21 protein-coding genes are annotated in these 18467 nt (G+C 65.5%); all 21 read right to left on the bottom strand.

The window, feature by feature from the left end; translation table 11 throughout:
- Positions 1-87 precede the first annotated feature (87 nt).
- Entirely contained in the window at positions 88-669 is a 582-nt protein-coding gene (locus ACVWW6_RS17050) for a lytic transglycosylase domain-containing protein (RefSeq protein ID WP_011089597.1), read from the bottom strand.
- Positions 620-1927 carry a flagellar hook-length control protein FliK gene (gene fliK, locus ACVWW6_RS17045; protein ID WP_456681096.1) on the bottom strand — a complete coding sequence of 436 codons (1308 nt, stop codon included), beginning with the start codon at positions 1925-1927 and terminating at the stop codon, positions 620-622. Before fliK ends, ACVWW6_RS17050 begins: the two co-directional genes overlap by 50 nt.
- Entirely contained in the window at positions 1924-3111 is a 1188-nt protein-coding gene (locus ACVWW6_RS17040) for a chemotaxis protein (protein ID WP_456681095.1), read from the bottom strand. Before ACVWW6_RS17040 ends, fliK begins: the two co-directional genes overlap by 4 nt.
- Positions 3108-4433 carry a MotB family protein gene (locus ACVWW6_RS17035; RefSeq protein ID WP_456681094.1) on the bottom strand — a complete coding sequence of 442 codons (1326 nt, stop codon included), beginning with the start codon at positions 4431-4433 and terminating at the stop codon, positions 3108-3110. The genes ACVWW6_RS17040 and ACVWW6_RS17035 overlap by 4 nt, the downstream gene beginning before the upstream one ends.
- Before the next feature lie 6 nt (positions 4434-4439).
- Positions 4440-5135 (bottom strand): hypothetical protein, encoded by a 696-nt coding sequence (locus tag ACVWW6_RS17030; RefSeq protein WP_011089601.1) that lies wholly within the window; start codon positions 5133-5135, stop codon positions 4440-4442.
- Positions 5132-6760 carry a flagellar basal-body MS-ring/collar protein FliF gene (gene fliF / locus ACVWW6_RS17025; protein ID WP_456681093.1) on the bottom strand — a complete coding sequence of 543 codons (1629 nt, stop codon included), beginning with the start codon at positions 6758-6760 and terminating at the stop codon, positions 5132-5134. The genes ACVWW6_RS17030 and fliF overlap by 4 nt, the downstream gene beginning before the upstream one ends.
- 305 nt (positions 6761-7065) lie before the next feature.
- Positions 7066-8010 carry a flagellin gene (locus tag ACVWW6_RS17020; protein WP_011089603.1) on the bottom strand — a complete coding sequence of 315 codons (945 nt, stop codon included), beginning with the start codon at positions 8008-8010 and terminating at the stop codon, positions 7066-7068.
- Positions 8011-8286: 276 nt separating this feature from the next.
- Positions 8287-9228 carry a flagellin N-terminal helical domain-containing protein gene (locus ACVWW6_RS17015; protein ID WP_011089604.1) on the bottom strand — a complete coding sequence of 314 codons (942 nt, stop codon included), beginning with the start codon at positions 9226-9228 and terminating at the stop codon, positions 8287-8289.
- 265 nt (positions 9229-9493) lie between these two features.
- Positions 9494-10234, bottom strand: a complete 741-nt coding sequence (gene fliP, locus ACVWW6_RS17010) for a flagellar type III secretion system pore protein FliP (protein ID WP_011089605.1) — start codon at positions 10232-10234, stop codon at positions 9494-9496.
- Complete coding sequence (locus ACVWW6_RS17005; protein WP_028175224.1) at positions 10231-10674, bottom strand: flagellar basal body-associated FliL family protein; 444 nt, start codon at positions 10672-10674, stop codon at positions 10231-10233. The genes fliP and ACVWW6_RS17005 overlap by 4 nt, the downstream gene beginning before the upstream one ends.
- Positions 10675-10716: 42 nt before the next feature.
- Positions 10717-11412, bottom strand: a complete 696-nt coding sequence (gene flgH / locus ACVWW6_RS17000) for a flagellar basal body L-ring protein FlgH (protein ID WP_011089607.1) — start codon at positions 11410-11412, stop codon at positions 10717-10719.
- Entirely contained in the window at positions 11413-12180 is a 768-nt protein-coding gene (locus ACVWW6_RS16995) for a MotE family protein (RefSeq protein ID WP_456681092.1), read from the bottom strand.
- Positions 12181-12247: 67 nt separating this feature from the next.
- Positions 12248-13378, bottom strand: coding sequence for a flagellar basal body P-ring protein FlgI (gene flgI / locus ACVWW6_RS16990; protein ID WP_028175222.1), 1131 nt, complete (start codon positions 13376-13378; stop codon positions 12248-12250).
- Positions 13375-13851 (bottom strand): flagellar basal body P-ring formation chaperone FlgA, encoded by a 477-nt coding sequence (gene flgA, locus ACVWW6_RS16985; RefSeq protein WP_161533556.1) that lies wholly within the window; start codon positions 13849-13851, stop codon positions 13375-13377. The genes flgI and flgA overlap by 4 nt, the downstream gene beginning before the upstream one ends.
- A gap of 13 nt (positions 13852-13864) precedes the next feature.
- A complete protein-coding gene (flgG, locus tag ACVWW6_RS16980) occupies positions 13865-14653 on the bottom strand; it encodes a flagellar basal-body rod protein FlgG (protein WP_011089611.1) in 789 nt (262 codons plus the stop codon).
- Between the two features lie 17 nt (positions 14654-14670).
- Positions 14671-15000, bottom strand: a complete 330-nt coding sequence (locus ACVWW6_RS16975; protein ID WP_011089612.1) for a flagellar hook-basal body complex protein FliE — start codon at positions 14998-15000, stop codon at positions 14671-14673.
- A 2-nt stretch (positions 15001-15002) separates the two neighbouring features.
- Positions 15003-15419, bottom strand: coding sequence for a flagellar basal body rod protein FlgC (gene flgC / locus ACVWW6_RS16970; RefSeq protein WP_011089613.1), 417 nt, complete (start codon positions 15417-15419; stop codon positions 15003-15005).
- Between the two features lie 11 nt (positions 15420-15430).
- Positions 15431-15832 (bottom strand): flagellar basal body rod protein FlgB, encoded by a 402-nt coding sequence (gene flgB / locus ACVWW6_RS16965; RefSeq protein WP_011089614.1) that lies wholly within the window; start codon positions 15830-15832, stop codon positions 15431-15433.
- A 65-nt stretch (positions 15833-15897) separates the two neighbouring features.
- Positions 15898-16983: a flagellar biosynthesis protein FlhB gene (gene flhB / locus ACVWW6_RS16960; protein WP_011089615.1), complete on the bottom strand. Its 1086-nt coding sequence runs from the start codon at positions 16981-16983 to the stop codon at positions 15898-15900.
- A 13-nt stretch (positions 16984-16996) separates the two neighbouring features.
- On the bottom strand, positions 16997-18037 hold the full coding sequence (locus tag ACVWW6_RS16955) for a flagellar motor switch protein FliG (protein WP_011089616.1): 1041 nt from the start codon (positions 18035-18037) through the stop codon (positions 16997-16999).
- 2 nt (positions 18038-18039) lie between these two features.
- Positions 18040-18414, bottom strand: coding sequence for a flagellar motor switch protein FliN (gene fliN / locus ACVWW6_RS16950; protein WP_011089617.1), 375 nt, complete (start codon positions 18412-18414; stop codon positions 18040-18042).
- Between the last annotated feature and the right edge of the window lie 53 nt (positions 18415-18467).

The following is an 18467-nucleotide window of genomic DNA, read 5'->3' as shown; positions in this document are numbered from 1 at the left end:
TTGGGCTCCTTTGGTAGGTTGCAGCTACAATGAGGGTTCTTGCTTGCGCGGGGCTGATGATTGGGAACCGTGCACAACTTCATGTTGTCAGGTCGTTTTCGGCTGACAGAACGAGCGCGCCTTGTCTGTCCACGCGCCGAAACCGCTCGAGACGAGATGAGCGACGATGTGACAGACATAGCGCTTCTGCGCCGGCTGGTTGTTGGGGCCCGCATTGTAGCGGGCGACCGCCATGGTCCAGCTTCCCTCGCGCTGTTTCAGCTCCTTCAGGAAGCGCGCGGCGTAGTCGACATTCCGGGCGGGATCGAACATCGCCCGCACCGAGGTGAACTTGTCGCCGTGGTAGTAGTGGTTGATCTGCATGCAGCCGAGGTCGATCAGCTTGATGCCCTTGGCTCGCATCGCCTCGAAATTCGCGATCGCGTCCTCCATGTCCTTGGCGAACACGGTCTGACCGTCGGCGCCGAGCGCATAAGGATAGAGCGCCCCGCGCCGTCCGGTCTCGGTGAGGCCGACGGCATAGAGAATGCCGAGCGGAATCCCGTGCTGCTGGGCCGCACGCGCCATCTCGCGCTCGCAGGGGCGCGCGCTGTCGGCGGCCGCCTCGGCGGCGCCGGCGTTACAGATAAACAGGGCCGCGACGAATCTGCGGCGCCACGTCCTGGTCATGACGCGTCTCCTGGTTGGACTGGCGCTCCTGCCGGGCCTGTCTCGCATCGCCGTCCGATTGTCCCGACGACGTGCCGGCGCCGTCGAACGTGCCTTGCGACTGTGACGAGGGCTGTTGCTGGCCCGAGGGCTGCGGCTGCGACTGGCCGGAGCCGCTCTGGAATCCGTCCAGCGAGCCATGCTGGACGTGGGCGACGTCGGCGACGTAGCCGGCCGACTGCATCAGCTCGCGGATCGAGTCGCGCTGCTGGTCCAGCATCTGGCTCGTGTCCTTGCGCTCGGCCGCGAGGTGGACGGAGACCTCCGAGCCGACGAGGCGGAGGCGCACGGTGACATTGCCGAGCGACGGCGGCTCGAGGTTGACGGTCAGGATCTTGAGCGGCTGGTCCGGCGCATTAGTCTGGGACCCGGCGAGATCGGGGGCTGCGGACGCCGTCGGCGCCGAGGATTCCTTCAGCTCGGCGACCACCGCATTGGCGACCTGTTGCGGAGCGTTGAACTGCGCCGGGGGCAGATGGGTCTCCTGCTGGACCACGGTGACCTTGGTCGCCTCCGGCAATGCGTCCCGGGCCGAGGCCTTGACGGCGCGTTCGACATTGGCCGTGACGGCCTCGAAGCCCGACGTCGCGGGCATTGCCTTTGACGAACTCTCGTTGCCCTGCTGCGCGGCTGCCGCCTGCGAGGCCGCGGCCTGTGAGCGCGCGCCTGTCGGACCGGCCGAGAGCGGCGTGGGATCAGCGGCGGCGGCCTTCGCCATGCCCGTCGCCTGAACCTCGCCCTTCGTGGAGGAACGCCCGTCGTGCGCCGACGCATCCTTCCTGTCCCCCGCGGGCGATTGCAGCTTCACGGCCGGCACAGCGGCGAGCTCCTGTCCGACGATCGCGGCAATGCCCGGCCGGCTCGAAACGTCAGCCTTCGCGGCCTGGTCGAGCGGATCTTGCGTCTCCGACTGGTCGGACGATTTGTGACTGGACTTGGTCTCGTCGGCCGCCTCGGTGCGATCATGCACCGTCTCGTCCTTCTCGGCCGGATGCGAAAGGCGCGTGCGCAGCGTTCCCGCCTTCACGGCCGTATCGCTGCCCTCGTCTTTGAGCGCCCGTTTGGCCAGGTTCGAGACGGTGTGGAGCAGATCGTTGAACGACGAATCAGCCTGCGATTTCGTCCCGGCGCTCTTCGCCGAGCGCGACGTCCCGCGCATATTGAGACTCTCGGCGAGCCCCGAAAAAGCCTGTCCGGCGGTTCCGCTGAGCTTGGTCATGGGCGGCGATCCCTGGTGAGAAGTTCGAGTTCGCCGAGCTCCTTCCGCGCACGCGCGAGGGTCGCGGTCGACGATGCGAGATCGAGACGCGCCGGCGTGGCCGGAGGCTTGTCGGCGGTGGCGGCAGATCCGCTCGCGAACGGTTTGCGCACATCGAGCGCAAGCTGGACCGTTGCATTCAGGAGAGGAAGATCGCGCTCGGGCAGCTTCGACCGGTCGAGCGCCTTCAGCTCGGCGAGGCCGCCGTCATATTCGTCGGTGAGTACCCGCGAGGCGCCACGGAAAAAATGCGCACGCTCGCGCTCTGCCGAGGCATCGGCGCTGAGCGTCAGCGCCCGCTCGCCGGCGAGCCGGGTCACGGCCATCCGTCCACGCACCATCGCGGAGCGCGCGATCACGAGATAGAGCTTGAGGCGGCTTCCGCGATCGATCTGCTCCAGCATGGTGACGATCCGCGCAAAGCGGCGCTCGTCGAGAGCGAGGCTCGATTGCGTCAGGCCGGTGGAGAAGCGCTGCCAGAAATCGCCGGCATAGATCGAGTTGCGGTAATGGCGGATATAGGCCAGCGTCAGGAACTCGAACTTGTCGAAATCCTCGGCCTGCCCGACCAGCAGGATCTCGCGCCGCAGCGCCGCCTCCTCCACCAGCGTGCCGGGCAGGAGCAGGCGCGCATCGTCCAGACGCTCGATCGCGAGCGAGGCCTCGGTGCGAGCGAACAGCGCGCCCTGGACCAGCGCGACCTGTCCGCCCAGGCCCGACGGAATCGTCCTGGGCTTGACGTCCTTGAGCAGCTCGCGCGCTTCGTCCTGTCGGCCCTCGACATAGGCGAGCGCGCCATCGAACAGCCGTCCGTCGACATTCATCTTGTCGCGCGGCAGCTTGCGGACCAGTTGCGGGGCGCCGCCGCTGAGCAGGTAGATGACGACGGCCTGGCCGTTCTGCGCGTTGCTCCACACGCTCGCATCGGCGGCGAGAAATTTCTCGCCGATCTGCCGGATCAGCGCGATGTGGCTGCCATGCGCCGCGGTGTCGCCGTTGGCGATACCATCCTGCACGGCCTGCAATGCGCGCACGAGCTCATAGGGCTCGCCCGATGTCGACGCCGGCGCCGGATCGGCCAACGCGCGTGCCGCCGCGAACGGCAGCAGCACCAGCAGGGCGGCACGGAGGAGCGGCCTGATCAAGGGCGCTTCTCCCGGATCAAGATCTCGATCCGGCGATTCTGCGCGGCCGCCGGGTCGTTCTGAAGTTTCGGCCGCCGGTCGGCGTAGCCCTCGACATGCTCGATCCGCTGCGCGTCGACTCCGGAGCGGACCAGCATGTAATAGGCCATCTGCGCACGGGCGGTCGACAGCCGCCAATTGTCGTAGGTCTCCGACTTGTACGGCCGATTGTCGGTGTGGCCGCGGACGATGATCATGCCCTGTCGTTTCATCAGCAGCGGCCCGATCTTGTCGATCACGCGGATGAGCTCGGGCCTCGGCTCGGCCGAGCCGACCGCGAACATGCCGAAGCTCGCATCGTCGGTCAGGCTGACCAGCAGACCTTCCTCGACCTGACGCACCTCGGCCGCCGGTCCGGCGCCCGCCTTGATGTCCGACAGCGCTTCCGCGATCGCGGACTGGAGCTGCTTGACGGTCGGCTGCTGCGTTTGCGCGGCGTCGCGCGGTTCGGAATCCTTCGGCGTATCGCCGGGACGCCCTTGCGCAGCGGCACTGGCCTGAGCACCCGATTGCGCGTTCGCCTGCGCGCTGCCTTCTCGCGAAGACTGCGACGGCGCCGGCCCCGGCGGCAGCAGCGGCGACAGGCTTGCGGACGAGGCATCGGCGTTCGGCGCCACGCTTCCGCCGGCGTCGTCCGTCTTGGCACGGCGCGCCTGCGGCTCGCCCTGGCCGGTCCCGGTCGCGTTGTCGCGCACGGGTGCATTCGGCTTGGGCTCGCTCTCGATGATGCGATCCGAATCCTTGGACGCCTGCGGCGCCAGCTTCCAATAGCCGGGATCGAAGGGATCGCGGTAGGCGTCGCCGCCCTTGAGGCCGTCCTCTTCCGCGGACGTCAGGGCGCCGGCGCGGCGCTGGCCCGAGGCCTGGTTCGCGCTATTGGCGATCTCGGCAAGCGTCGCATAGGGATCGCGGAACAGAACCTTCTCTTCGTAGAAGGGCGGTTTCTCGGCCGTCGGGGAGTCACCGCGCCGCTCCTCGCTCGGCCCAGCCGGCTGACGCCTGCCGTCCTGGCCCTCGAACGTCGTCGGCTCCTTCTTGGAGAGATCCTTGAGGCCCTTCGGGGCGGGTGCGTTCTCCGCGAGCTTGATCGGGTTGAAATAGCTCGCGACCACCTGCTTCTGGTCCTGGTTGAGCGCGTTGAGCAGCCACATGACCAGGAAGAACGCCATCATCGCGGTCATGAAGTCCGCATAGGCGATCTTCCATACGCCACCGTGATGCGCCTCCTCGGCGAAGGCACTGCGCCGGCGGACGATCACGAGCTCTTGCTTGACCTCCTCCATGGCGGGCTACCGGCGCGCCTCATTGAGACGGTCGCTCCAGGCCGCGATCTTCGTCTCGATCACGGTCTGGTCGGCCACGACACGGACCTCGAAAGTCTCGGCGGCCTCGTACTCGATGCCCGTTCGCCGGGCCGTCTCAAGCTGCGTCTTCACCAGGTCGAGCAGTTCGCTCGGCCCCGTGATCTTGAACACCGGCACCGGCGAATTGCCGGTCAGCGCCGCGATTTGCTCGACCAGCGACCCGATCGCCTTGTCGCGGACCGCATCGGCGAGGAACGGCAGCAATATTCGGGCAACGGAGCTCGCAATGTTGGTCTCGATCTCGCGGCAAGCCGCCTCGAAGCCGCTCACGATCGCGACCGCCTGCTGGTCGGACCATTTGGCCCGCTCCTCGCCGAGCCGGATCGCGCTGCGCACCCGTTCCTCGGCAACCCTGGCATCGCCTTCAGCGACGCCGGCGGCATGACCGCGCCGATAGGCATCGTCCAGGAGATTGACCGGCGGGGCTTCCGTCGCGGGCGCCGGAGGCGGCGACTGAGGCTGCGACTGGGCCTGAGGCTGCGGTTGAGATTGAGGCTCGCGCCGGACTTCCTTCGGCCTCGTCAGCACGTCCTGGATCTTGGGCGGCGGAGGCGGCGGCGACGACTTGACCCGGCCGTTTGCGTCAAACTGCGTCAGGAGTTTTCCGATTGCCGCGTTCATGCCGCCTCCTCGCGTCGCATCCAGTCTTTAAGGATCGCTGCTGCCTGCGCCTGATCGAGCCGGACGATCTGCTCCAGCCGCTTCTGCGGCGTCCGCTGCATCTTGCCTTCGAGGTCCTCGACGAGGTTGAGCTCGGGGTCCTGGCTCTCGGCCAATGCAAGGGCTGTGGCAGCTTCAAGCTCAGCGGCCTCCGCCGCCTCGGTCTGCTCCTGCGCCGCGCGGTGGGTCAGGATGCCGTTGACCGCGGGGCGAAGGCCGAACCAGACCAGCATCGAAGCCACGGCCAGGATCGTCACCGCGTTGATGACGCTGCCGAGCTGCTTGTTGATCATCTCGACGAAGCTGATCGGCGGCACCGGCGCCAGTTCGCGCGAACCCTCGATGAAGTCGACGGCCGTGACCTGGATCTGGTCGCCGCGCTGCTTGTCCAGTCCGCCGGCCGTCGCCGCGAGCTGGCTGATCTCGGCGAGCTTGCTGTCGACGATGGCCTGGTTGCTCTTGTCGCCGAGATCGGCAACGAGGCGCGCGCGGTTCACCAGCACGGCGATGAAGAGCTTCTTGACCAGATAGCCGTCGCTCACCGTCGTCGTGGTCTTGGACGACACCTCGAAATTGGTGACGTCCTCGCGACGGGTCTTGTCCTCGCTGGAGTTCTTGGTGCCGCCGGCGTTGACCTGCTGGTCGGGAAGGTTCTGTTGCACCGTGGTCGGCGTCGAGCGGTCCGCGTTCTGCGACGACTCCTTCTCGCGCACGTTCCGCACGGAACGCTCGGCGCGGCTCTCCGGATCGTAGACGGTCTCGTTGGTCTGCCGCTTGTCGGTGGAGAGCTGCGGCGCGACGCTCACCTCGAAATTGTCGAGACCCAGATACGGCGTCAGCGCCTTGCGGATGTTCTCCTGAACCATCCCGCCGACCGTCTTCTGGAGGCTTGCCATCTTGGTCGGGGCGGCGGTGGCTTCGTCCTCTTCGGCCAGCAGCATCGAACCGTCGGCATCCAGCACCGTCACCTTGTCGCGGCTCATGCCGGGGATGGCGGCCGCGACGAGATGGCGGATCGACTGCGCCGTGCGCGCCTCGATCGCGCCGTCGGTGCGGAGCACGACCGACGCCGAGGGCGGCTGTTGCGTCGCGCGGAACGAGCCGCGCACCGGCATCACGATATGCACCCGCGCCGCCTTCACGCCCTTCATCAACTGCACCGTGCGCGCGATCTCGCCTTCGAGCGCGCGCAGTTTCGTGACTTCCTGCATGAACGATGTCAGGCCGAGCGAGCCGATCTTGTCGAACAGCTCGTAACCGGAATTGGCGCTGGTCGGCAGCCCCTTCTCGGCGAGCAGCATCCGCGCCTGCATGGTCTGGCTCGGACGCACCGAGACTGCGTCTCCGGCCGTATTGACGTCGAAGGCAATATTCTGCTCGCGCAAAGCAGCGCCCATGCGCGTCACATCTTCGCGGGAGAGGCCGGTATAGAGCGTTTCGAATTCAGGCCGGCTCAGATAATAGGCGCCGCCGACGACGGTGACGAGAACGGCAAAGCCGATCAATCCCAGGGCCATCAGGCGTCGCGGCCCAAGCTCCAGCAGATTGTTGAGCAGTTGCTGTATCTGCGCACGACTGAACAGCATATGACCTCGTACCAATGCGAACATATGGGACATTCCGCTGCCAACCTTGTCTGAAGGTTGCGCAGGAACACGAATGTGTCGGTTCGCGGGCGAGGCGTTGTAATTTTACAAGAAGTCGGGGGACGCTATCGCGAGGATCGGCAACAGGTGCACGGCCGGATGCACCGCGGTGCGATCGGCTGCGGCGCGTTGCTTGAAATCTGGCGTCAGGAGATCGATTGCGGGCACATCTTGTGCCGTCATACCCGCCGTTCACGGCGGAGACCGTGCTCCCGAGGGAGCACGGTCGTTTTCGAAGCCGCGGCTTAGCGGAACAGCGACAGGATGCTCTGGCTGTTCTGGTTGGCGATCGAGAGCGCCTGAACGCCGAGCTGCTGCTGGGTCTGAAGCGCCTGCAGGCGCGTCGATTCCGCGTTCATGTCGGCGTCGACGAGCTGGCCGATACCGCGATCCACGGAGTCCATCAGGTTCTTGACGAATTCCGTGTTGGTCGCGATGCGGTTCTTGACGGCACCGAGATTGGCGGCGGCCGAGGCGACCGAGTTGATCGCAGCGGTGACCTGGTTGATGTAGCCGTCGAGCTTGGTCTGGTCAGTCGCCGAGTCGGTCAGCGCGCCGATGTTGATCGAGGCAACCGACGCGCCGGTGGAGCCGCCGACCACCGTATCCAGGATGCCGGTAGTGGATGAGCCGCCGGTGGTGTAGAGCGCGTAGGTGGCGGTCGTCACGGTGATGGAGCCGATGGTGGGCGTACCGCCGACGCGCGAGTACGACGACACGAGGTTGAAGGTCGTCGGCGTGGCCGTGGACGACGAGGGCGTGATGTCGATGCTCAGCCAGTTGATACCGTTGATCGTTGCCGAGTCGGACTTGAGCTTCATATCCTGCTGGATCTGGGTGACCTCGGCCTGGATCTTGGTCCGGTCGATACCGGCGGTCTTGGCTTCGACCAGCAGCGCCTGGAGCTTGGTCAGGCCGGAGTTCTTGTCGCCGATGACCGTGTTCAGAGCGGTGTATTCGGTGTCGACCATCGCAGCCGACAGACCGAGCGAATCGGAGACTGCGGACAGCGCGGCGTTGTCGGAGCGCATCGAGGTTGCGATCGACCAATAGGCCGAATTGTCCGAAGCGGTCGAGACGCGCTGACCGGTCGAGATCCGGTTCTGCGTGGTCGCGAGCTGCGTGCTGACGTTGCGGAGGGTCTGCAGCGCGGTCATTGCAGACGAGTTGGTGAGGAGGCTAGAACCCATTTTGATGTCCCTTTGACGATTGAATTGAGTTTGGGGACATACCGGACTTGCACCGGTACGACAGGGCGGCATCATGCCTTTGGGCCGCGGAAATGCGTGTGAAGGACCCAACCTGTCGTAGCGGTGAGGCTACCCGCCGAAGCTTGTGCGAGGCTTGTGGCTCTGTGACTCGGTTGCAACACCGAGCCGGATCATGGCGTCGACGCGGCGTCACGCCTGACAAAGAAAGGGCCGCGCTTCGCGAGAAGCGCGGCCCTCCCCCAGATGAGTTGAGGTTTAGCGGAACAGCGACAGGATGCTCTGGCTGCTGTTGTTGGCGATCGAGAGCGCCTGAACGCCGAGCTGCTGCTGGACCTGGAGGGCCGCAAGGCGGGTGGACTCCTGGTTCATGTCGGCATCGACGAGCTGGCCGACACCGCGATCCACGGAGTCCATCAGGTTCTTGACGAATTCCGTGTTGGTCGAGATGCGGTTCTTGACGGCACCGAGATTGGCGGCGGCCGAGGCGACCGAGCCGATCGCAGCGGTGACCTGCGCGATGTAGCCATCGAGCTTGGTCTGGTCAGTCGCCGAGTCGGTCAGCGCGCCGATGTTGATCGAGGAGACCGACGCGCCGGTGGAGCCGCCAACCACCGCATCCAGGATGCCGGTGGTGGATGAGCCGCCGGTGGTGTAGAGCGCGTAGGTGGCGGTCGTCACCGTGATGGAGCCGATGGTGGGCGTATTGCCGACACGCGAGTACGACGACACGAGGTTGAAGCTCGTCGGCGTGGCCGTGGACGAGGAGGGCGTGGTGTCGATGCTCAGCCAGTTGATGCCGTTGATCGTCGCCGAGTCGGCCGTCGACTTCAGCTGATTCTGGATCTGGGTGACGTCGGCCTGGATCTTGGAGCGATCGATACCGGCGGTCTTGGCTTCGACCAGCAGCGCCTGGAGCTTGGTCAGGCCGGAGTCCTTGTCACCGATGACCGTGTTCAGAGCGGTGTATTCGGTGTCGACGGTCGCAGCCGACAGACCGAGCGAGTCGGAGACCGCGGAGAGCGCGGCGTTGTCGGAGCGCATCGAGGTTGCGATCGACCAGTAGGCAGCGTTGTCCGAAGCGGTCGACACGCGCTGGCCGGTGGAGATGCGGGTCTGCGTGGTGGAGAGCTGCGAGCTGACAGACCGCAGGGTCTGGAGCGCGGTCATGGCGGTCGAGTTCGTAAGCAGGCTTGACATTGCGAATGTCCCTTTATGTACGCGTTACATTTTCACGAGGGGACATACCGGGCTTTCACCGGTACGGAGGGGCGGCATCATGCCTTTGGACTGATGTGGGTGGGGTCCAACCCGCCGTGCCGCATTGCTAGCACGCCGAATCTTGCGCCGAGATTAAGATCGGCTTGAATTTCGCAGCAATATCATATGGTTACCATTACCCTCCGGTAACCATAAGCCGGTACTTCTTGCTAACCATGACCCGGCCGGCCGGCGGTCGCCGCCGCTACGAGAACGACCGCACCAGTCCGGAGGCCAGGAGGTTCCAGCCGTCGATCAGCACGAAGAACAGCATCTTGAACGGCAGCGCGAGGATCGTCGGCGGCATCATCATCATGCCCATCGACATGGTCAGCGTCGCCACGATCATGTCGATCACGAGGAACGGCAGCATGATGAGAAATCCGATCTCGAACGAACGCCTGAGCTCGGAGATCATGAAGGCCGGAATGATGACGCGCAAATCGATGCGCTTGTCGTCGAACTTCTTGCGAAAGCTCTCCGCGGCGAGCGCCTCGAAGGTCTGGAGATCCTTGTCGCGAACGTGCGCCAGCATGAACTCGCGGAACGGATCGGTGATCTTCAGATAAGCCTCTTCCTCCGAGATCTCGTTCTTCATGAGAGGCTGGACGCCGGTCTCCCAGGCGCGGTCGAAGGTCGGCGCCATCACGTAGAACGTCATGAACAGCGCGAGGCTGACCAGCACCAGATTGGCCGGCGTGGTCTGGAGGCCGAGACCGGAGCGCAGGAACGACAGCGCCACCGCAAACCGCGTGAAGCTCGTCACCATGATGAGCAGTCCCGGCGCCACCGACAGCACCGTGATCAGCGCCATCAGCTGGATGATGCGGCCGCTGGTCGAGCCGTTGCCGGGCGGCAGCAGGGAGTTGAGGTCCGGAATCTGGGCGAACGCCATTTCGGGCAGCACCGCCAGAATCAACGCGAGCAGCAGGACTCTCAATTTCACTGAATCACCAACGTCTCAATGATCAATTCGCGGACCTTGCCCGACGAGCGGACATTGGCGCGCTCGGCGAGGTCATCGCGCAGATGCTGGAGCCCGCGCGATCCCTCGAACTGCGCAGCCGAGGCCGACCGCAGATAGGTGACGATGTCTTCGCTGATATGGGCGGCCAGGATGCCGGCGTCCTCGTCGCTCATGCTGTCGGTCACCATGGAGGCCTCGACACGGGCCCAGTTGTTGGCCGGCGCGGCGAGATTGGTCACGATCGGGGACAGTTTTCGAAGCCGCGCGCTGCCGGCGTAGCTCGACGCGAGCGGCGGCGGCGTAGGGCTCTTCTTCGCGTCGGCGACGCGCTCGGCGGCTGCAAACAGATGCAGGCCGGCAAGGGCGCCGGCACCGATCGCGACCAGGGTCAGCGCCACGATGGCGGCAATCAGGCGCATCACGTCCCCTGCCCTCGCGACGCGGCCCGAGGGCTGCGAACCTCAGAACGGTGCCACGGCGTCATAGATCCGATGTCCCCATCCAGGCTGCTGCACATCCGACAGATTTCCCTGACCACCATAGGACACGCGCGCCTCCGCGATCTTTTCGTAGGAAATCGTGTTGGTTCGCGAGATATCGCGCGGACGCACGATGCCGCCGACATTGAGCACGCGCATCTCGGTGTTGACGCGGAACTCCTGCGAGCCGCTGATCATCATATTGCCGTTCGGCAACACGTCGGTGACGATGGCGGCGATGGACAGCTTGATGTCCTCCGTGCGATCGATCTGGCCGTTGCCCTTGATCTGGGTGTTGGTGCTGAGGTTGGCGGTGGTTTGCCCCTTGTCGGCCCATCCTGCGACGTCCATCAGCCAGTCGAGCCCGAACTTGATCTGCGAATCGCGCGAGCGGCCGGTCTTGTTGTCGAGCTTGGCCTTGTCCTGCATCGAGATGATCACCGTCACGACGTCGCCGGTGCGCCGGGCGCGGGGATCGCGGTAGAGATCGGTGCCGTCGTCCCAGGTCGAGCGATAGCTGACCGGCGTGCGCATGCGCGGCGTCACCGGGATCGGGTCGGCCTGCGTCCTCAGGCCGCTTCCGACCGGCGACAAGCGCGGGCCGGTCAGGGCGTCCGCCGGATCACCGACGCATCCGGTAAGCATCAAGAGCGGCAGGATGAGGATCAGATTCTTCATCTATTTGGTCTTTCCGTCATCCACGCGGCGCATTCCGCCGAGCAAATCGGCGAGGTGCGCGGCGCGCGCCGTATCCATCTCGTTGAAGATCGCGCTCGAGCTCCTCGGGCTGAGCTTGGCGAGCACGGCGGCGGCGGTCTCGTCCGCCATGCCGGCGATCTGGGTGGCCGCGGCGTCCGGCTTCATGCGCGAGTAGATCTCGACGACCTGGGCCTCGGCCTTCTTCAGGAAGTCGTCGCGCAGCGCCATCCACTTCTCGTATTCGGCGCGCTTGGCCTCGACCTCGGCGATCCGCTCGCGGAGCTGGGTCTCGGCCTTCTCCAGCTCCTTGAGCTGCCAGGCCAATCTCGCATCGACGGCGGGATCCGCCACGTTGCTGCAGAACAGCGCGACCTCGTTGTCCGCGGTCGCAGCGGCCTGCGGCGGTGCGGGCTTTGGCGGCGCCGTGACACTGCCGGGCTTGGCCGGACGTACCGGCGCGGGTGCAGGCGCTGGCGCCGGTGCAGGCGTCTCGGAAGCCGGCACCGCACCGGTGATCGCCGGTCCGGTATCTTCGGCCGCCCACGCCGTCGCCCGGGTGGTCGCATTGTCACCCTGGATCGGCGTGCGCGGCTTCTGCGGTCCGGGCGCGCGGGCGCGCGCGAAGGAAAGCAGGTTGAGCGGCTTCGACGACCTGGCCTCATCCAGCGCCAGCACGGGCGAAGCGCTCGCAAGCGCCGCGGCCGCGGCCAGGAGGAGGAGTTTGGCTTTGTGATCCAGCTTCAACATCGGGCCGCGTGCGATTCTCGGTCGAGACCTGAGCATTGAGCGACCAAGCTTGCACGACGCTTATGCGTCATTGGACGATGACATCGGCCTGGAGCGCGCCGGCCGTCTTGATCGCCTGGAGGATCGCGATGATGCCTGACGGCTTGAGGCCGATCTGGTTCAATCCGCGCACCAGGCGCTGGAGATCGACGCCGCTCAGGATCGCCACCTGCGATCCGGCCTCGTTGGCCTCGACCACGGTCTGGGGAACCACCACCGTCTGCCCGCGCGAGAACGGCGCCGGCTGCGACACCACGGGCATCTCCGTGACGCGGACGGTCAGATTGCCGTGCGTCACCGCAACCGTCGATATCCGCACGTCCCGTCCGATCACCACCGTGCCGGTGCGCTCGTTGATCACCACCCGCGCCGGCGTGTCCGGCTCGACCGTCAGCTCGCCGATTTCGGCGAGGAAGCGGACCGGGCCGATATGGCGCGGCTTCGACAAGACGATGGTGCGGTAGTCGCGCTCGAAGGCGATCTGCGCGCGATAGCGGCCGCCGGCGTAGCGGTTGATCGCATCGAGGATGCGCGTTGCGGTGACGAAGTCCGGGTTCTTGAGCTCAAGCACCAGGAATTCCATCTCATGGAGGCTTCCCTGCACCTCTCGCTCGACCAGCGCGCCGTTCGGAATGCGGCCCGCGGTCGGGGTGCCCTGGCTGACGTTCTGCGCCTGACCTCCCACGCTGTAGCCGGCGACCGTGACCGCGCCCTGTGCCACCGCATAGACCGCGCCGTCCGCCGCGCGCAGCGACGTCATCACCAGCGTGCCGCCGAGCAGCGAGGTCGCATCGCCGAGCGACGACACGGTCACGTCCATCCGCTCGCCTGCCCCGATCGAAGGTTGCAGGTCCGCGGTCACCATCACGGCGGCGACGTTGCGCGTGCGCAGGGTGGTCGGGCGTGCGGGGTTGGTGGTGCTCGTGGTCTCGTTCCTGACATTGATGCCCATGTTCTCGAGCATCGATTGCAGGGACTGCTCCGTGAACGGAGCATTGCGAAGCGTGTCGCCGGTGCCGTTCAGGCCGATGACGAGGCCGTAGCCGACGATCTGGTTTTCACGCAATCCCTTGATGTCCGCGATGTCCTTGATGCGGACGGCGGCCTGGGCGCTGGCCGCGGAAACGACAAGGATGAGCGCAAGCAGGAGCCTGGTCATGATCCGTCCACGACCTTGACGGTGCCGTCCGGCTGGACGACGCCCCTGATGATCACGCCGGTGTCGGTGTTTCGCACTGGAATCAGTGCGCCGGCGGCGCCCGATTGCATCGCCGAGCCGTAGGTGACGATCGACAGGCCGCTGTCCTCGACGACGACCTTGACCATGGCGCCGCGGGCGACGGTCCAGGGATCTTCCACCGAGTTGGTCGGGATGGGCTGGCCCGGCAGCAGCGCGCGCCGGGCCATGCGGCCGACCAGGATCTGGCGTCCTTCGATGAACTGGGCGACGCCGAGCAGGTTCGGCGCGAAGGCGCGCTCCGTGATCATGTCGTCCCGGATCAGCTCGCCGGCGCGGATCGACACGGCCGGCACGGGAAGCCGCTTCTCCTCGGCTGCAGCGACGCGCGCCGAGACGAGAACCAGCAGCACGGCGGCCAACCCGCGCACGATCAGGCCCACCCTGTTCAACATGGACACACCGGAACTAGCGAAGGCCCTTCGATACGGTCGAGGCCATTTCATCCGAAGCCTGGATGACCTTGGCATTCATTTCGTAGGCGCGCTGCGCCGAGATCAGCTCGGTGATTTCCTTGACCGGATCGACGTTCGAGGCCTCGAGATATTTCTGGTTGATCTTGCCGTAGCCGGCATCGCCCGGCAGTCCGACGACCGGCGTGCCGGACGCCGTGGTCTCGCGATAGAGATTGCTGCCGAGCGGCTCGAGGCCTGCCTCGTTGGCGAAGTTGGCGAGGTTGAGCTGGCCGATCTGCCGCGGGTTCACTTCCGTGTCCAGCTTGGCGAACACCTGTCCGGTCTGGTTGACCGTGACCTCGACCGTCCCCTGCGGGATCGTGATTGCGGGATCCAGCAGGTAGCCGTCGGTGGTGACGAGTTGACTGTTGGCATTGGTGTTGAACGAACCCGCGCGGGTGTATTGCACCTCGTTGTTCGGGCCCAGCACCTGGAACCAGCCGCGGCCGTTGATCGCGAGGTCGTAGGGATTGCCGGTCTGGGTGAGCGCGCCCTGGATGTGCAGCTTGCGGATCGCCGCCGACTTGACGCCGAGGCCGAGATTGGCGCCTTCCGGAATCGGCGACGAGCCGTTGACGTTCGCGACGCCCTGCATCCGGTCCATCTGGTAGAACAGATCGGTGAACTCCGCGCGCGCCCGCTTGTACGACGTCGAGTTGATGTTGGCGATGTTGTTGGCGATGACTTCGATATTGGTCTGCTGGGCATTCATGCCCGTGGCCGCAATGGCAAGCGATTTCACAATGTGACTCCTTCAGATCAAATCGACATACGAACGACTTCTTGGTAGGCCTGCACGACCTTGTCGCGAACCGCGACCGCCGTCTGCAAGGCTTGCTCGGCCGACATCAGCGCCTCGACGACGCGCCGCGTCGATTCCTTGCCCTGCATCGCCGAGATCGACGCCGCCTCGCCCGCCTTCAGCGTGCCGATCGCGTCCGTCGTCACCTGCTTCATCACCGAATCGAAGCCGACGTCGCCGCCGGACTGGATCGCGGTCGGCGCCGCGGGCGCGATCGCCTGCGTCTCGGTTGCGCGGCTCGCCGCCTGGCCTGCGGAGATCGCCGTGGACGAAATTGCCTCAAGCATTGTCAGCTCCTCAGAAGGTCGATGGTCATGCCCAGCATCGACCTCACCTGTTTCACGACCTGGAGATTGGCTTCATAGGACCGGTTGACTTCCCGCATGTCGGCCATCTCGATCATCATGTTGACGTTCGGCAGCTTGACGTAGCCGGACTTGTCTGCGGCGGGATGCCCCGGATCGTACTCCACGCGGTACGGCGTAGTGTCGACGCCGACCTCCTTGACCTTCGCGAGCTGCGCGCCCGAGGCACGGTCCATCGCGGCATCGAAGGTGATCGTCTTGCGCTGATACGGATCGGCGCCGGCGGTCCGTCCCGTCGACGTCGCGTTGGCGAGGTTTTCCGAGACGATGCGCATGCGCGTCGACTGCGCTTCGAGCCCGGAGCTCGCAACCGTCAGGGAGGCGCTCAGTGAGTCCAGCATGTCAATTCACCTCAGGTCTTCACGCTCGACAGCAGCATGCGGTGGAACGACCGCACGACCGCCGAGTTCATCGAGTAGTCGCGATTGACGTCGTTGCCCTTGATCATCTCCTGCTCGAGACTGACGGAATTTCCGGAGTGAACCACGTCCCAGCTGTCCTTCTTGGAGGTCGCACGCGTGTCGGTCTCGGTCGCGGAAAGCTGCATGTGCGTCGGTGACGTCGTCGCGAGCCTGACCGGCATTCCGTCGAGCACCTTGTTGAACGGCTCGACGTCGCGCGCCTTGAAGCCCGGCGTATTCGCGTTGGCGACGTTGGTGGCGATGGTCGACTGGCGGAGTTCGAGGTACCGCGCTTGCGACGATGCGAGTTCGAAGAGATAAAGCGGTCCCACGACAGTCCCATTCTGGTCCATTCGAGGAGAAGCCTAGGGCGTTAAGCTTTCGTCAAGCTGTTGGGCGAAGCACCATCCTCGGAAATCTACTGGACCTTCTCGGGCCGGGTCGTCTGCTTCGACTGCAGGAAGTAGATGATCTCGGCGACGGGCCGGAAGAATTCGGCCGGAATCACCTGATCGACCTGAACGGCCTCGTAGAGCGCGCGCGCCAGAACCTTGTTCTCGATCACGGGGATTCTATTCTTCTCCGCGACTTCGCGGATCTTCAGCGCGATCACGTCCATGCCCTTGGCCACCACGAGCGGCGCCGGGTTTTCCTCGCGGTTGTAGCGCAGTGCGATCGCAAAGTGCGTCGGGTTCGCGATCACCAGCGTCGCGCGCGATGCGGAGGCGATCATCCGCTGTCGCGAGCGGTCGCGCGCCAGCGAGCGCAGGCGCGCCTTGACCAGCGGGTCGCCTTCGGCCTGCTTGTGCTCGTCCTTGATCTCCTGCCGGGTCATGCGCAGCTCGCGCCGCCAGTGGAAGCGCGCCCAGGCGAGGTCGATCGCGACCAGGACGATGGTCGCGATACAGATCGCCGAGACGATCCGCATCGCGATGTTGAGGATCATCTCCGGCAGCGCGACGGGGTCGGTGTACATCGCCTCGAACGCCTTCGCTTCGGACGAGCGCAGCACGAAGGCGACGACGACGGTCACCGAGGCGAGCTTGAACAGCGACTTGGCGAACTCGACGAGGCCCTGCGTTCCGAACAGCCGGTTCCAGCCGCTCACCGGGGAAATTCGCGAAAGGTCCGGCATGATGCGTTGAAGCACCAGGTTGGGCGCGTTTTGCAGCAGCGACGATGCCAGCCCGAACACGAGCAAAACGACCAGCAGCGGCACCAGGAATCGCAGCGCCTCGAGTCCCACCACGGTGAGGAGGTTCTGCGCGTCCGCCCCGGTGGCGAGGGGGAAGCCCTCGGGATCGTCGAGGAGGCTCTTCAGGGTCGGCGTCAATTGCTGCACGCCCTGGCCGATCAGGAACATCTGGATGACCATCAGCGCCGCCATCGACGCGAAGATGGAAGCCTCCCGAGAGACCGGAATTTTGCCCTGTTCGAGCGAATCGCGGACTTTCTTCTCGGTCGGCTCTTCTGTCTTGCTCTCCTGATCGGTTGTTTCTGCCATGCCCGTTCAGCGGTCAGCGGAAGACCAGCTCATCCTCCTGCTCGGGGTTGAGCTCGATTTCGCCCTTCTCCGCGAGGTCGAGCGCGAGATCGGTGATCACGCGCCGGGCCTCCAGCACGTCGCGCTGGTTCGACGGTTCGCCGATCGCGAGCTCGTGCTCGACGACGCGGCGGACGCGCGATGCGACCGACGACAGGATCAGCTCGCGGAAGTTCTTGTCGGTCCCCTTCAGCGCGATGACGATGCGATCGGTCGGCACCTGATCGAAGATCATGGTGCGCGCCTTCGGCGTCAGGTGGATCACGTCGTCGAAGGTGAACAGCAGCTCCTTCAGCACTTCGGCCGATTTCGGCCGCTTCTCCGACAGGCTCTTCAGCATGTCCTCGATGTGGCCGCGCTCCATCTTGTTGATGATGTCGGCGACGCGGGCATAGGTGTCCGCGCCGAGGTTGCGGGCGAAGTTCAGCGTCAGGTCCTCGTGCAGCGTCTTCTCGAGAACCTTCATCGCGTCGTCGGCGATCGGCTTGAGGCTGAGCACGCGCCGCATCAATTCGTTGCGCAGGCTGGACGGCAACTGGCTCATCACCTTGGCGGCACAGGCCGGCTTGACCTTGGACAGGATGAGGGCCGCGGTCTGCGGATGCTCCTTGGACAGGTAGGTCGCCAGCGAATTTTCCGACACCGACGAGACACGATCCCACACCGACCGGCTCGAATTGCCGAGCAGGTCCGTCATGATCGCCGAGACCTGGTCGGCCGGTAGCACGTCGCCAAGCACGGCCTCGAGGCCGCCGAGCGTGCCGAGAATGTTGGCACCCATCGAGAACTGCTGGGCGAACTCCTCGACGATCCCCTCCAGCTCCTGCGCGGTGATCGGCCGCAGCTCGGCCGCGGCCTTGGTCACGATGCGGATATCCTGCGGCTCGAACTGCGCGAGCACGCTCGCGGCCGCCTGCCGGCCCATGGCCAGCAGGAGTGCCGCGACCTTCTCCGTTCCGCCCAGCGTGGCAACGCCTCGCTGCTTGATGGGAGCGATGCCGACCTGTGCCGCCATGGTCAGGTATCACCCTGCCCCAGCGGTCCAACGATCTCCGTGAGCGAGACACCGAAGCGGGAATTGTCCTCTTCGACGACGACCACTTCGCCGCGGGCGACGATACGGCCGTTGACGACGACGTCGACGGGCTCACCGACCCGGTGGTCGAGCGGAACCACCGCGCCGCGCCCGAGCTTCATCAGGTTCGCCACCGGGATGGTGGCCGAACCCAGCACCACCTGCATGGTGACGGGGATGCGCAGGATGGCATCGACATTGGCGAACTTGCCGCTCTCCTCCGCCGTGCGCGCGGCGATCTCGGCCAGCCGCTCCAGCGGAGACGTCTCGGTCTCTTCCGATGCAGATGCAGACTCATAGTCGAAGGATTGCGCCATTTGGTATCGCCTCTTGGTATTTCCGCTCCCGGAGCGCCACGGCGTTCCGGTCG

It is taken from the genome of Bradyrhizobium sp. USDA 3311 (assembly GCF_054062495.1).
This window is presented reverse-complemented; position numbering and strand designations above follow the sequence as displayed.

Coding starts and splice junctions, on each gene's coding strand:
- flgA (WP_161533556.1), bottom strand. CDS start 13,851: ATGTTGAACAGGGTGGGCCTGATCGTGCGCGGGTTGGCCGCCGTGCTG.
- ACVWW6_RS16975 (WP_011089612.1), bottom strand. CDS start 15,000: ATGCTTGAGGCAATTTCGTCCACGGCGATCTCCGCAGGCCAGGCGGCG.
- fliN (WP_011089617.1), bottom strand. CDS start 18,414: ATGGCGCAATCCTTCGACTATGAGTCTGCATCTGCATCGGAAGAGACC.
- flgH (WP_011089607.1), bottom strand. CDS start 11,412: ATGAAGAATCTGATCCTCATCCTGCCGCTCTTGATGCTTACCGGATGC.
- fliF (WP_456681093.1), bottom strand. CDS start 6,760: ATGCTGTTCAGTCGTGCGCAGATACAGCAACTGCTCAACAATCTGCTG.
- flgI (WP_028175222.1), bottom strand. CDS start 13,378: ATGACCAGGCTCCTGCTTGCGCTCATCCTTGTCGTTTCCGCGGCCAGC.
- ACVWW6_RS17030 (WP_011089601.1), bottom strand. CDS start 5,135: ATGAACGCGGCAATCGGAAAACTCCTGACGCAGTTTGACGCAAACGGC.
- ACVWW6_RS17035 (WP_456681094.1), bottom strand. CDS start 4,433: ATGGAGGAGGTCAAGCAAGAGCTCGTGATCGTCCGCCGGCGCAGTGCC.
- flgC (WP_011089613.1), bottom strand. CDS start 15,419: ATGCTGGACTCACTGAGCGCCTCCCTGACGGTTGCGAGCTCCGGGCTC.
- ACVWW6_RS17020 (WP_011089603.1), bottom strand. CDS start 8,010: ATGGGTTCTAGCCTCCTCACCAACTCGTCTGCAATGACCGCGCTGCAG.
- fliK (WP_456681096.1), bottom strand. CDS start 1,927: ATGACCAAGCTCAGCGGAACCGCCGGACAGGCTTTTTCGGGGCTCGCC.
- ACVWW6_RS17005 (WP_028175224.1), bottom strand. CDS start 10,674: ATGCGCCTGATTGCCGCCATCGTGGCGCTGACCCTGGTCGCGATCGGT.
- ACVWW6_RS17015 (WP_011089604.1), bottom strand. CDS start 9,228: ATGTCAAGCCTGCTTACGAACTCGACCGCCATGACCGCGCTCCAGACC.
- flhB (WP_011089615.1), bottom strand. CDS start 16,983: ATGGCAGAAACAACCGATCAGGAGAGCAAGACAGAAGAGCCGACCGAG.
- ACVWW6_RS16995 (WP_456681092.1), bottom strand. CDS start 12,180: ATGTTGAAGCTGGATCACAAAGCCAAACTCCTCCTCCTGGCCGCGGCC.
- flgB (WP_011089614.1), bottom strand. CDS start 15,832: ATGGACCAGAATGGGACTGTCGTGGGACCGCTTTATCTCTTCGAACTC.
- ACVWW6_RS16955 (WP_011089616.1), bottom strand. CDS start 18,037: ATGGCGGCACAGGTCGGCATCGCTCCCATCAAGCAGCGAGGCGTTGCC.
- ACVWW6_RS17050 (WP_011089597.1), bottom strand. CDS start 669: ATGACCAGGACGTGGCGCCGCAGATTCGTCGCGGCCCTGTTTATCTGT.